The organism is Paenibacillus sabinae T27 (assembly GCF_000612505.1).
GTDB classification, from domain to species: domain Bacteria; phylum Bacillota; class Bacilli; order Paenibacillales; family Paenibacillaceae; genus Paenibacillus_AQ; species Paenibacillus_AQ sabinae.
Genome location: NZ_CP004078.1, coordinates 2,001,085 through 2,013,486, shown reverse-complemented (window position 1 = coordinate 2,013,486; position 12,402 = coordinate 2,001,085). Strand labels below are relative to the sequence as shown.

Below are 12,402 nucleotides of genomic sequence, written 5' to 3'. Positions count from 1 at the left end.
GAACTTACAGATACCAATCTATGTGAACGCTTTTGAAGCCTTTCAGCCTCTGAAAGCGGAAAAGTATATATCTGTTCTCCCTGTTAACCCCGCCGTCTGCTCGCCGCATCCATCCAATTCGGAATCCAGCCCCGCTCCAAATCATCCAGCGTCTTTCCTGGAGCTACAATCGTATCAATGGCGTCGAGCAGATCAGCACTTAACTTAATATCAGCGCCAGCGAGCGATCCTTGAAGCTGTTCCAGAGTGCGCGGTCCAATAATGGTAGATGTAATGGATGGGTGCGCTTGAGTAAAAGCGACAGCCATGTGGGCAAGGGAGATTCCGGCCTCGGCGGCAAGCCCTTGCAGCTCGTTAATGATTTCGAACTTCACGCGATTTTCTTCACGGGTTGGGTCCACGATTTTTCCGAGTATACCTCCCTGAAAACGGACAGCACGGGAATCTGACGAAGCAGCTTGACCCTTGACGTATTTTCCTGTGAGCAAGCCTCCTGACAGCGGACTCCATACCAGAACGCCCATGCCGTATTTTCTCACCACTTCAAGAACATCAAGCTCAATGCTGCGGTTCAGGATGGAATAAGGAGGCTGCTCGCTTGCGAAACGCGCCAGATTGCGGCGTTCGCTTACCCCTTGCGCTTCGGCAATCTGCCAAGCCTGAAAAGTGGAGGAGCCGATATAGCGGATTTTCCCTTCCTGGACAAGATCGGTTAATACGCCAAGCGTCTCTTCAATATCGGTTTGCGGGTCCGGACGATGGAGCTGATAGAGGTCAATATGGTCGGTTTGAAGCCGGCGCAAGCTGTTTTCGACTTCTTGTCTGATCCACAAGCGTGAACTTCCGCTTTGATTCAGCCCTTTTCCCATTGGCATTCCGACTTTTGTCGCAAGCACAACCTCGTTGCGCCGGCCCTTTAAAGCTTTCCCGACAATTTCTTCTGAAGCGCCGGCCGAATAGACGTCGGCTGTGTCAATGAAGTTGATGCCATTACCGATAGCGGTATCCACGATCTGGATGCATTCTTCCTCATTCGAGTTTCCCCATGCTCCAAATGCTCCTGTACCCAAAGTAAAATTGCTTACCTTTATGCCTGTGCGTCCCAAATTCCGGTATTCCATATCAATTATCTCCCAAGGCTTTAATCAGTTCTTCTGTGGTAAAAATTTCATGGACGATAGTCGGACCGTTGATCTCATGCGCCGCATGCATCGCCTCATGGCTAAAGGCAGCCGTCGCATCTTTTACGAGAGTGACATGGTACCCAAGCTCCATTCCAAATCTTGCCGTTGATTCAATGCATGTGTTTGCCAGCATGCCGATGATGATTATTTTGCTGATACCATGCACTTTAAGCTGGTGATCAAGGTCCGTGTTCGCAAAGCCGCTCTGAGACCAATGCTCTTTAATGATGATATCCCCCTCCTGCGGCTGGAAATCGGGGTGAAACTCGCCTCCCCAGGTACCTTTGGCAAATGGTTGGGCTTTGGCTGCAGATAGCTGGTAAGGCGTCGGATATTTCCATGTTGAAAAATCTCCCGGTTCAAAGCGGTGATGCGGTACGAAAAACACCTGAATACCCGCCTCCCGGACCGCTGCCACAATTTTCTTCAAATGCTCCAGCATGTTCACGGATTCCGCCACTTCTTTGGCATAAGGGTAGAGCTTGCCTTCGGAAGCCAGGAAGTCGTTATACGGATCGACCAGTAGAAGCCCTGTATCTGCGCTGTCATATTTTTTGTCCGTCATTTTAAACACTCCTTATTAATAATTATGATTTCACTAATCCACGATCCGGTTTTCCATATTTATGAAGCAAGTACAAGGAAATGAGGGGCAGCACGCAAAGTCCGAGGTAAATGTTCTGAAATACGCCGGCCATATCCGTTCCTTTTTGCAGCACAATCAGCATCCCCGTAATGCCTACCCCGAACGCGCCTCCGAAGAAGCCGCCCAGCTGGTTCATACCCATACCCGCCCCCATGTGTTCTAAAGAGAGATAATGTGATATTTCATTGGAATTACTGGCGGTCAGACTGGAAAATCCAAGACTCATAAAGAAATAACTGATGAGAACGCCGTAGACTGAAAGACTTGCCACCGTTGCGAACAGGACGACGGACAGCAGCAGAAAGATGGCTCCCCATCTGGAGACGATTCCGTTCCCCATCCGGTCGATGATTTTTCCTATTTGTCTTGAGGCAAACGCCGTAATAATCGCACCCGGGAAGATAATCAATCCGATTTCCATCGGACTCCGGTGAAAGACTTGAGCCAGCAGAATCGGCATAGCGAACAGCGTGGCAAAATTGATGAAATACGCGGTGAAGCTGATCGACAGCAGCTGGGTGAACCTTCTCTGGCGAAGCAGCTCCGGATGGATAAACGGCGAACGGATTCGATTGATATGCCGCCACAGCAGCCACAGCGTAATTAAACTAACGAGAAGCGGCCAAAGCGCGAAAGTCGTAACGAACAGCAGCAGACCCGTAATTGAAGCCGCCACCAGCAAGCTTCCGGCGTTATCAAATTGGACGGACTTTTTCTCTTCCATAGGCACATGTCTGTTAAAAATTGGAGTGATAAACAAAACCGCAGCCGTCATGACAAAAAGGAAGTTCCATCCGAGATACTGGGTCAGGGCTCCCCCGACCACCGGTCCCAATCCGAATCCAAGCGATGTGCCTGAAGCAATGAAGGACATGGCGCTGCCTCTTCGTTCTTGCGGGATATATCTAGAGAACAGCACATAGCCTAGCCCAGGAAAAGCCGCAGCTCCTATTGCCTGAAATATCCGGGCGACCATCAACAGAATAAAGGTGTGGGCGAAATAGCCGAGTAATGAGGACAGTACCAATAAAAAGGCACCAAACAGAACCATTTTACGGATCGGTAAAAAATCGGTCAGCCGGCTGTAAGTAATGGTTGCGATCCCAAAAATGATGGAATATGCGGTGACAATCCATGAAGCGACCGTTGGCGATAACGAAAACTCATGGGCAACTCTGGGCAAAGCCACGTTGAACATCGTCGTATTCATGACCACGAGCATCGCCGCCAAGCTCCAAAAGGGGACGATCAATTTCTCATTAAATGATTTTTCTCTTGTATTGAGTATCTCTATATCAGATATGGCTTCCATAAAAAAACCTCCCACTCCTATATTCCTCTTATAAGAAAGTCCGAGTAAATCCTTACTCGCTTAAAAACGCGGAGACATGCAGGACAAACCGTTCAGGATATTGAAACAGGAATCCGTGCCCGGAGTCGGGATAGAGTATCAACTGGGCATTCGGTATATGCTGCGACATAATAAAGGAATTGATGGTCGGAGCCATGATATCGTTATCACCGTTCGCGACTAGAACAGGCTGTTTAATCTCAGCCAAACGGGGATAGGCTGTATCCGGTCCGGCAGCGAAACCGATCAGTGCTTGTGTCTGCGCCTTTATGGTTTCAGCTGTAACCAGCGGCGCGCGATCCGTCTTTCTCCATTGAAGACGCTCCAGATACTCACGGCCTTTGGCCTGACTGGTTTCTGTCGGCTCGAAGAACAGGAATAAGAAATCTTTATCCTCATTAACAGGCGTGGTCATCACTTCAAACACTCCGTTTCTCGATCTTACGGTGTCTTCGCCCGCTCCGGGTCCTGTTCCGGCAAGAATGAGACGGCGAACCAGGTCCGGCCGCTTCAGCGTCACATGCTGCGCCACCATGCCGCCCATTGAGAACCCGATTAAATCGACTTGCTTAAAACCAAGCGTTTCAATAAAAGTGATCGCATAATCGGCCATATCAGGGACGCTATTAGGTGTAACCCCTGTAGACAGTCCCACACCGGCGCTGTCGAACAGGATAACGGTTCTCTCCTTGGCGATGCCGTTAACAACAGCCGGGTCCCAGTCATCCATCGTGCCCCGGTAACGTTGGCAGAACACAAGCGGAACTTCGGACTCCGCTCCGAACTTGCGGTAGGCGAAGGTGATTCCTCCGGCTTCCACGTAAGAGGTTGGTACAGTCTCCGCGGTCAATGCGCTTAATGCTTCTTGATTAATCATCGATAATCTCTCCTTTTGTTCTAACGGTTTAAATAGCGGTGCAGCAGATGGGTTCTGAACAAACGCATTACTTTTATTCATTGGAACTCCTCCCATATGGTTACTATGAAGGTCAACAGCGCTCCATCTTTTGAGAACAATCATTCTCAAATTATTAAAAAAAATTTAATCCAATATAGCCAGCGTCATGTCGATAATGCTTTCCAGCTTCTGTCTGTCTTTGGTTGTCTTCACCAAAACTCTAAGGCCCGTCAGCGCATTGAACAGATATTGGGAAAGCTGCACCGGATCGTGCTTTGCGGAAATTCCCCCTGCAGCCTGACCTTGCGTGATCAGCTCGCACAGCAGTTCCTCTGTCTCGGCAAAATAGTCGCTGACCTTGGCGGCCGCTTCCGGGTCGAGCAACGACAGCTCGCACGCCGTATTGACGGTCAGACATCCTTCGGGCCGGATATCCCTCGCGCTAATTACCATTTCGAATATGGCGCGGATCGCCTGCTTCGGGGAAGCCGCATCCTGAACACGGGTCTTAACTGAAGCAAACACTGTCTCATGATACCGCTCCAAGGCTTGCATAAATAAAGCATGTTTGTCTCCGAACGTATCATACATGCTTCGTTTATGAACGCCCATTGTCTCCACGAGGTCTTTCATCGAAGTCTTCTCATAGCCTTGACTCCAGAATAACCGCACCGCTTTCTGCAGCACCGCATCCACATCAAACTCTTTGTTTCTCGCCATAATTCTTCACCCCGCCTCCTTGCAAAGCCATCATAGCATATTGAGAACGATCGGTAAAGAATTTTTCGGAAAAATATTCTTTCGCTTCATCCGCCGCTTTCCAAACGAAAAGAAGCCTGTCCGCATCTTCTTGCGGACAGGCTTCTTTTCGGCAAGGTATTAATCAGGAGATCGGGAAAGGCAAGGGACCGCCCGGCGCCTAAGACCGCCACCAACTATACCGCTTCCGAATCGGCAGAATCGGCAAGATCCGTTAACGGCAGGTGATCCGGCAATTCGTCGATTGTAGCGAGGACAAGCGCCGCCGCGCTTTCAGCCACCGTATGAATCGTCCGGGCCAGTTCATGCTCTGTCTCTTCCCCGGTTGAATGAATGGGAGCGGCAGACACAATGCGCGCCAGCTTCTCGGCGCTTAACGACTGCTCATGGGCGTCGTCGGAAATGGAGCGGACGACCAGGAACGGCACCTTATTCGTCCAGGCGACCTGGGCGAAAGCCGCCCCTTCGGTCTCGACAGCCAGAGCCTCGAACTGTTCCCGGATGTGCTGGCGTTTCTCCGACGAGAACACGACCTGATCGCCTGTCGCGATGACTCCCTCTTTGAATTTGCGGTCAGGCGCCAAAGAAGTAAGGTTGATCGCCGCCTGACGGGCGGCCCGAAGCAGCCCTCTGTCGCTGTTGAAGCGGTTGACTCTGCCCCAAAGAGCCGCCTGTTCCGCAGCTTCGTCCGCGATCCGTGGACCGAATGGATGAAACACCTGCGGGCTGCCGTACAGGACTCCAGCGTCATGATGCACGACCGACGAAGCCAGCACCACGTCGTTTATCGCGAGCTCCGGGTCTAGCGCTCCGGCAACGCCGGTAAAGAACAGAACATCCGGACGATAGCCGGTGATAAGCGCCTGAAGCGCCGCCGCCGTATTCGTCTTTTGCGTGCCGGCCACCCCGAGGAACAGCTCATGCCCTCCGTATGAGGCTTGATAAAGCAGCCCTACCGGCGCCGGTATACGGCGAACCTGCCCCACCCAGCCAAGCAGCGGTTCGATTTCCGACACCAGCGCACTGAGCACTCCAATTCTGAGCGGAGTTTCTTCCGCGTTCCCATTCGCCATATACGAGCCTCCGTTCAATTATTATGAATCAAACCGCGATGACCTGGGTAGCGTCCGCTCCGGTTCCCTTGGAGAAATCCAGCACCTTCAGTTCCCGGGCATCGACCTTATAGAAAGCCGTATTCTGAAGCAGGCCCTTATCCGCTCTCTCTTTAAACCGCGGGTTGCGGCTGCCCAGCTGCTCAGTCGCCCGATCGATCTCGGCCGGCTCGGCCAGCGCTTCGGCTGTTCCGTGCACGGAAATATTTACAAAGCCGGACAGCTCCTGATTCTCGTGCTGGAAGAAGAGAACGATCTGCGGATTCTCCTTAATCTGCTCCACCTTCTTGCTGTCCTTCTGGGTTGAAAAATAAATCGTATACCCGTCGGCAGCAAACGAACCCAGACTTCTCAGCACTGGAGATTGATCCTTATTAACCGTCGCCAATACGACAAACCGGGTATCATTTAAATATTTCACAATCTGATCTTTAGCTTCTACGCTCATTTCCACTCACTCCTTATTTTTGTTCTGAAATCTTATGAACACCGGGACGCAAAAAAGAGGCCTGATTGGTAATCAAGCCTCCAGCATTCTGGTCAGCGAAATAATATCGACTATTCCACTCGGTATTTAAGATATTTCAAATATTAGCCAGGGGCGTGCCCCTTGTCAATATTTTTATTTTGAACAGTGCGGCATTACTGCTCTCTTCTTCTGTACAAATCGATCGACTTGTAGCCTTGAGCCAGAATCTCTTTCATCTCGCCCAATCGTTTCTCCTGCGTCTCGCTTCTCTTCGCGCTGTACACATAACGGGCCCAATCCTTCTGGTAGCCGGGGGTTAATTGATTGTAGACGGCCAGCACTTCCTGATCGCTCTCCAAATACAGCCGGATGCCCGAAATGTGATCGATATAATCGTCGACGCATTGGCTGCTCTTGGCGCCAGCTGTTCGCTTCTTGCTTGCAGCCTGCGACTTCAGGCCTACAATCGTGAACACCTCATTCAGACTGACCATCCTCGAAAATTTCAGGCGGCTGTTCCGCACAACCCCGTCCTCGTCCACGGGGAGTTCAGCTATAATGCTATCCCGCTCAATGAATTCCTCATACTGCGGATTATTCTTTTTGGGATAGGCGAAGTACAAATATCCGTCATCATTCAACGCCTGCTGCTCAATAACGCTCTGCAGGTGATGGCCAAATTGCTCAAGATTAAACACAAAAATAAAAATCAGATCATACTTCTCTTTGGAGAAAGCCGAATCATAATCAAGCTCATTGAAATCATCAATGTCTTCCGGTTTGTTCAGGATCAGCTTTGAGGGATATTTGTTTAGATTCAATTTTGCAATGACGCTGTTCTTCGAATTCATGAATGGGCCTCCAGACACTCTTTATACGGTCGCACTATGAAATATTATAATCGATTCCGTATGAAAAGAGTAACTCCGCCTTAGCCCCGTTCCGCCTTGCATATCAAAGCCTCATAGGGCTTCAGCACGCATTCCTGATGTTCTTTCAGATTGGACAAAATAACCCGGCCGATGGCTGGTTCGGCAAACGCAAGGCTCTTGTCCGAAAAATTGCATAATACCGTCCACTCCTCATTACCCAAGCTCCGGACATAGCCGCCGATCTCCTCGGAATCCTTATAAATCTCCCGATAGCCGCCGTAAATCAGCGCTTTATTCTCGCGGCGCAGCCGGATCAGCTTCCGGTAGAAATGCAGAATCGATTGCTCGTCACGCAGCGACTGGTCCACATTGATCGACGTATAGTTCGGATTCAAAGACAGCCACGGCTCCCCGGATGTAAATCCGGCCTGCGGCCCCGAACTCCACTGCATCGGCATGCGCCCCTGATCCCGGCTTCTCTTCGCCAGATGGTTCAGGATGTCCGTTTCAGGCCGCCCAAGTGCCTTTTCGTAAGCGTGAAAGTTAATGCTTTCAATATCCCGGTACTCCTCTATCGAATCAAAGGAATAATTGGTCATCCCAATCTCCTGCCCCTGGTAGATAAAAGGAGTTCCCCGCATCAGAAAATAGTAGGCGGCCAGCATCTTGGCCGATTCCTCGCGGTAGCGCCCGTCGCTGCCGAATTTGGAAACCGAACGGACATGGTCATGATTCTCCATGAACAGCGCCATCCATCCCTTACCCTCCGTTTCCGTCTGCCATTTGGACAGGGCGTGCTTGAACTCCGTCAGCTTCCAGGGATGGTAGATTCCTTTGGCCGCCGGTTTGACATCCAGATCCACATGATCAAATTGAAAAATCATATTAAATACGCCGCTCTGCTCATCCACATAATCATGAATCTGTTCAATCGGAACGCCGGGCGCCTCCGCGACGGTCATTACATTGCGCGGCTCCAGTACCTCCTGTTTCATTTCGCGCAGAAAATCCAGGATGCCGGGTTGATTCAGGCAAGCTTCAGCGAGCGGAGCGTAACGGCGTTTGTCTTCCGTCTTCAGATTCGGAAACCGCTGATCCTTTTTAATAAACGTAATCGCATCTATGCGGAATCCGGCAATTCCCTTGTCGATCCACCATTCCATCATGGAGAAAATATTCCGGCGAACCTCGGGATTCTCCCAGTTCAGATCCGGCTGCTTTCTGGAGAAACAGTGTAGATAATATTCCTGCGTCTGCTCGTCATACTCCCAGGCGGAACCTCCGAAATTGGATTCCCAATTGGTCGGCTCCTCCCCTCCCGAGCCCGGTCTCCATATATACCAGTCGCGTTTCGGATTATCCTTGGAGCTGCGCGATTCCACGAACCACGCATGTTCATCCGAGGTATGGTTCGCCACCAGATCCATGATGATACGGATGCCGAGGGCTTCCGCCTTGGTGATCAGTTCCAGCATATCCTCCATCGTTCCATATTCAGCCTGCATTTTATAAAAATCCCGGATGTCGTACCCGTTATCGTCGTTGGGCGAGTCATAAACCGGGCAGATCCAAATGACGTCAATATCCAAATCGCTCAAGTAGCCGAGCCGGCTGATGATGCCGCGAAGATCGCCTACTCCGTCCCCGTTAGAATCCTGAAAGCTCCGGGGATAAATTTGATAAACGACACTTTCCTTCCACCAGTTGCGGTCTCTGTTTTCCATAGCTCCACACTTCCTCCAGGTTTCGCATATTTTTATCTGTACTTTATTTGATCGCTCCCTGGCTCACGCCCCGGATAATATAGCGCTGTCCGAACAGATAGGCGACGAGAATCGGCAGAATGGTCAGCAGCAGGGCGGGAATCAGCAGCTCCCAGTTGTTCATGTACGTGCCGTTGAAGACCTTCATTTTGATCGGCATGGTGAAGTCCTGTTCTTTCGTAAGCACCAGAGACGGCAGCAGGTAGTCGTTCCAGATCCAGAGTACATTAAGGATAGCGATTGTCACGGAGGTGGGAACGAGCATCGGCAGCACTATTTTGAAAAATGTCTGCGCCCGAGTGCATCCGTCCAGCAATGAAGCTTCTTCCAGCTCATAAGGGATCGATTTGACGAACCCGTGGTACATGAAGACGGAAAGGGCGCTCCCGAAGCCGATATAAAGAATAATGAGCAGCGGAATCGGCGCGGCGTCGATCCAGTGAAGCTTGGCCCCGTAAATATAAATCAATGGAATCATGATGGATTGAAAAGGAATAATCATCGAAGCGACCATCAGGGCAAACAGCCCGTTATTGAATTTGGTCGGACGTCTAACCATGTAATAGGCGGTCATGGCCGCGAATATGCCAATGAACAGAACGCTTAAGAATGTAACGATAACCGTATTCCGGAACGAGACAAAGAAATTCATCTTATCGACAACTTCGGCAAAATGCCCGAAATTCAGGCTGGTCGGCAGGGAAAACGGACTTTCAAGGATTTCTCCGTTGCTCTTGAAGGAGTTGACCAGCATAAGAAAGAACGGAAAGACAAAGAGAACGAAAGATACGGCCAGCAGCAGATAAGTCAGGAACGACACGGCTTTCTTTCGGGCTTCCATCAGGCGGCAACCTCCATTTTCTTGCTGAAATAGACTTGCAGTCCCGTAATAACCGCAACAATGACGAACAGCACAATCGCCTCGGCTTGACCGACACCGTAAATATTTTCGACAAAAGCCTTTTGAACGACATGCATCGATACCATCGTCGTACTGCCGTATGGCCCGCCCTCGGTCAGGGAGTAGTTCACATCATAAACCATAAAGGCATTTTTCAAGGTTAAAAAAACCGTAACGACAAAGGACGGAACCATCAGCGGCAAAGTAACGTTTCTCAAGCGCTGCCAGGCGTTTGCCCCGTCGATCGTGGACGCTTCCATGACGTCTTTCGGCACATTGATCAATCCGGCGACGAAAATAATCATCATATAACCGGCCGATTGCCAGATCGTCACGATAACGATGGCCCAGAAAGCCAGATGCTCGTCACCCAGCCAGCCCAGCCGCAGCCACTCGATTCCAAGCTTGTCGCCAATAGACGGAAGCGTCTGGACGAAAATAAACTGCCAAATATAGCCGAGGATCAATCCGCCGATCAGATTGGGCGTGAACAGTGCCGTCCGGAAGAAATTTTGCATCTTAACGCCGGAGGTCACCAGAAAAGCCAGAATAAAGCCAAGGATATTAATGATCAGGACCGTTGCGACAACAAATTCGACCGTTAGCCACAAGGAGTCCCAGAACGCGGTATCCATAAATGCCGTTTTATAGTTGCCGAAGCCCGAGAACTTGATCGGATTAATGGGAGAGGTCATGTCCGTCAGCGTCAGGTACAGCCCATAGGCGAAAGGAATCAGTACAGCCAGAGCAAAGAACAGGATCGTGGGACCGGTAAAAAACAGCTGGTGGCCCAGCGACTTCAGCCGGCTTTTTTCCGTTATCATAGGTATGGCTCACCCCTAAGCGATTGAAGTTGAGGAAAAGAACGGGCCGCCCCGCCCTTTTCCCATTGTTTAACGATGGAAGGATTATTTCTGGTTTTTGTAATAGGTTTCGATGGCTTTGGCCAGATCGGTGCGGGATTCTTTCTTCGCAATGTATTTCTGGACATCCGGCGCCAGGATGCTGCCCCAATCCTCAACCTTTACATAGTTGGAGCTGAAAGGCAGCGTCTTGCTTGATTGAATCGCATCCGCGATTGCGCTTCCGAGCGGGTTCGTCACTTTATTCGGATTGTTTTTGAATGCGGAGACCACCTGGGCTTGATTAACCAGGAAATCCTGCCCTTTCTGGTCGTACACGATCCAGTTCAGGAACTTCTTCGCCGCTTCCTGCTGGGCGGGCGTAGCCGCTTTGTTGATGACCAGAATATTGGTCGGCCCGGCAGCGATTTTATTGTTCAGCGGATTGTCCGGATTGTTGTCAACCGGTACCGGAATAAAGCCGAAGGACTCACCTGAAACCGCCTTCAAGGAATCGAAGGCCCAGTTCCCGTTAAACAAGATCGCCGACTCGCCTTTGCCTACGCTAATATGCGCATCGTCGTAATATTTGCCGAGCGGACGTTCGCCGTATTTGTTGTACTGCGGGGAAGTCAGCAAATCCAGCGTATCGTAGTAACCATTCCACACCGGGTTGCTCGCCAGGTCGAAGGTGCCGGCCTTCAATTGTTCCACAATCGTAGCCGGATCTTCAGCCTGATTGAGAAACTGCGTACTGTAATGGTTCGCCACCGACCAGTTCTCCGTCTGGTAAGCGACCGGATATTTGACGCCGGAAGCCTGGATTTTGTCCAGAAGCGCTTTCAATTTATCGAGAGTGTTGATGGAATAAGGATCAAATGCGCCCCCAACGGCTTTTTCCACAACGCTTTTGTTGTAGACCAGCCCAAAGCCTTCAATCGAGAACGGGAAGCCTGCGACTTTGCCGTTCGCGTCTTTCACGCCGTACACCGTGTCTGCATTCCATTTCTCACCGGAAAGATCGATGCCGAAATCCTTGTATTTGTTCACGATCGCATCAGGGGCCATCATCGCCAAGGTTACGGTTTTGCCGGAAGCCGTCAGTTTATCGAGCAAATTGACCGTCTCGCCCACTGCTCCCGAAACCGCTTCCACCTCTATGTTCGGATTTGCCGCCATAAAATCTTTGGCCGCCTGCTGCCACTGAGATGCGATCTCGCCTTTTCCGTTCGTGATGATGATGCTGACTTTCCCGTCTTTGGAGCCCGCTTCCGGACTGCCCGCACTAGGTGAACCCGAATCATTGGAGCCGCCGCAAGCCGTCAAGGCTACAGCCATAAGAAGAACGAGGAATAAAGCCAATGTCTTTTTCAAATGAAACCCCTCCATTAATGTAAATGGTACAATCCCTTGCAGAACAGTTGGTAACGTTCCCAATTGCACAGATCAAATCCCGCTTACCAATTCTCTGAAGTGATTATGGATATACTATATCATCCTTTGGTAACGGTTTCAACAACTATTTATTATGCATTCATCAGATAAAAAGGCCAATCGCTATGAAAACGGCTGTTCACAGGCCCTCGGCGAACCATTTCAACCCGC

At 50.5% G+C, this 12,402-nt stretch carries 12 protein-coding genes; all 12 read right to left on the bottom strand.

Annotated features, from left to right (window positions below; all coding sequences use genetic code 11):
* Positions 1-83: 83 nt before the first annotated feature.
* A complete protein-coding gene (locus PSAB_RS09220) occupies positions 84-1,121 on the bottom strand; it encodes an aldo/keto reductase (protein WP_025334292.1) in 1,038 nt (345 codons plus the stop codon).
* A 1-nt stretch (position 1,122) separates the two neighbouring features.
* Positions 1,123-1,749, bottom strand: coding sequence for a cysteine hydrolase family protein (locus PSAB_RS09215; protein WP_025334291.1), 627 nt, complete (start codon positions 1,747-1,749; stop codon positions 1,123-1,125).
* A gap of 22 nt (positions 1,750-1,771) precedes the next feature.
* Positions 1,772-3,142 carry an MFS transporter gene (locus PSAB_RS09210; protein ID WP_025334290.1) on the bottom strand — a complete coding sequence of 457 codons (1,371 nt, stop codon included), beginning with the start codon at positions 3,140-3,142 and terminating at the stop codon, positions 1,772-1,774.
* Positions 3,143-3,194: 52 nt separating this feature from the next.
* On the bottom strand, positions 3,195-4,058 hold the full coding sequence (locus tag PSAB_RS09205; protein ID WP_025334289.1) for an alpha/beta fold hydrolase: 864 nt from the start codon (positions 4,056-4,058) through the stop codon (positions 3,195-3,197).
* A 165-nt stretch (positions 4,059-4,223) separates the two neighbouring features.
* A complete protein-coding gene (locus tag PSAB_RS09200; protein WP_025334288.1) occupies positions 4,224-4,799 on the bottom strand; it encodes a TetR/AcrR family transcriptional regulator in 576 nt (191 codons plus the stop codon).
* Between the two features lie 215 nt (positions 4,800-5,014).
* On the bottom strand, positions 5,015-5,911 hold the full coding sequence (mtnN, locus tag PSAB_RS09195; protein ID WP_025334287.1) for a 5'-methylthioadenosine/S-adenosylhomocysteine nucleosidase: 897 nt from the start codon (positions 5,909-5,911) through the stop codon (positions 5,015-5,017).
* A 28-nt stretch (positions 5,912-5,939) separates the two neighbouring features.
* Positions 5,940-6,398, bottom strand: a complete 459-nt coding sequence (locus PSAB_RS09190; protein WP_025334286.1) for a pyridoxamine 5'-phosphate oxidase family protein — start codon at positions 6,396-6,398, stop codon at positions 5,940-5,942.
* 194 nt (positions 6,399-6,592) lie between these two features.
* Positions 6,593-7,270, bottom strand: coding sequence for a YdeI/OmpD-associated family protein (locus PSAB_RS09185; protein WP_025334285.1), 678 nt, complete (start codon positions 7,268-7,270; stop codon positions 6,593-6,595).
* Between the two features lie 80 nt (positions 7,271-7,350).
* Positions 7,351-9,015, bottom strand: a complete 1,665-nt coding sequence (locus PSAB_RS09180) for a glycoside hydrolase family 13 protein (RefSeq protein WP_025334284.1) — start codon at positions 9,013-9,015, stop codon at positions 7,351-7,353.
* A gap of 43 nt (positions 9,016-9,058) precedes the next feature.
* Positions 9,059-9,895: a carbohydrate ABC transporter permease gene (locus PSAB_RS09175; RefSeq protein ID WP_025334283.1), complete on the bottom strand. Its 837-nt coding sequence runs from the start codon at positions 9,893-9,895 to the stop codon at positions 9,059-9,061.
* Positions 9,895-10,779 (bottom strand): carbohydrate ABC transporter permease, encoded by an 885-nt coding sequence (locus tag PSAB_RS09170; protein ID WP_025334282.1) that lies wholly within the window; start codon positions 10,777-10,779, stop codon positions 9,895-9,897. The genes PSAB_RS09175 and PSAB_RS09170 overlap by 1 nt, the downstream gene beginning before the upstream one ends.
* 84 nt (positions 10,780-10,863) lie before the next feature.
* Positions 10,864-12,171, bottom strand: a complete 1,308-nt coding sequence (locus tag PSAB_RS09165; protein WP_051529750.1) for an ABC transporter substrate-binding protein — start codon at positions 12,169-12,171, stop codon at positions 10,864-10,866.
* Between the last annotated feature and the right edge of the window lie 231 nt (positions 12,172-12,402).

Bases quoted from the DNA above. Each gene is read 5' to 3' on its own strand.
- PSAB_RS09220 (WP_025334292.1), bottom strand. From the start codon at position 1,121: ATGGAATACCGGAATTTGGGACGCACAGGCATAAAGGTAAGCAATTTT.
- PSAB_RS09215 (WP_025334291.1), bottom strand. From the start codon at position 1,749: ATGACGGACAAAAAATATGACAGCGCAGATACAGGGCTTCTACTGGTC.
- PSAB_RS09210 (WP_025334290.1), bottom strand. From the start codon at position 3,142: ATGGAAGCCATATCTGATATAGAGATACTCAATACAAGAGAAAAATCA.
- PSAB_RS09205 (WP_025334289.1), bottom strand. From the start codon at position 4,058: ATGATTAATCAAGAAGCATTAAGCGCATTGACCGCGGAGACTGTACCA.
- PSAB_RS09200 (WP_025334288.1), bottom strand. From the start codon at position 4,799: ATGGCGAGAAACAAAGAGTTTGATGTGGATGCGGTGCTGCAGAAAGCG.
- mtnN (WP_025334287.1), bottom strand. From the start codon at position 5,911: ATGGCGAATGGGAACGCGGAAGAAACTCCGCTCAGAATTGGAGTGCTC.
- PSAB_RS09190 (WP_025334286.1), bottom strand. From the start codon at position 6,398: ATGAGCGTAGAAGCTAAAGATCAGATTGTGAAATATTTAAATGATACC.
- PSAB_RS09185 (WP_025334285.1), bottom strand. From the start codon at position 7,270: ATGAATTCGAAGAACAGCGTCATTGCAAAATTGAATCTAAACAAATAT.
- PSAB_RS09180 (WP_025334284.1), bottom strand. From the start codon at position 9,015: ATGGAAAACAGAGACCGCAACTGGTGGAAGGAAAGTGTCGTTTATCAA.
- PSAB_RS09175 (WP_025334283.1), bottom strand. From the start codon at position 9,895: ATGGAAGCCCGAAAGAAAGCCGTGTCGTTCCTGACTTATCTGCTGCTG.
- PSAB_RS09170 (WP_025334282.1), bottom strand. From the start codon at position 10,779: ATGATAACGGAAAAAAGCCGGCTGAAGTCGCTGGGCCACCAGCTGTTT.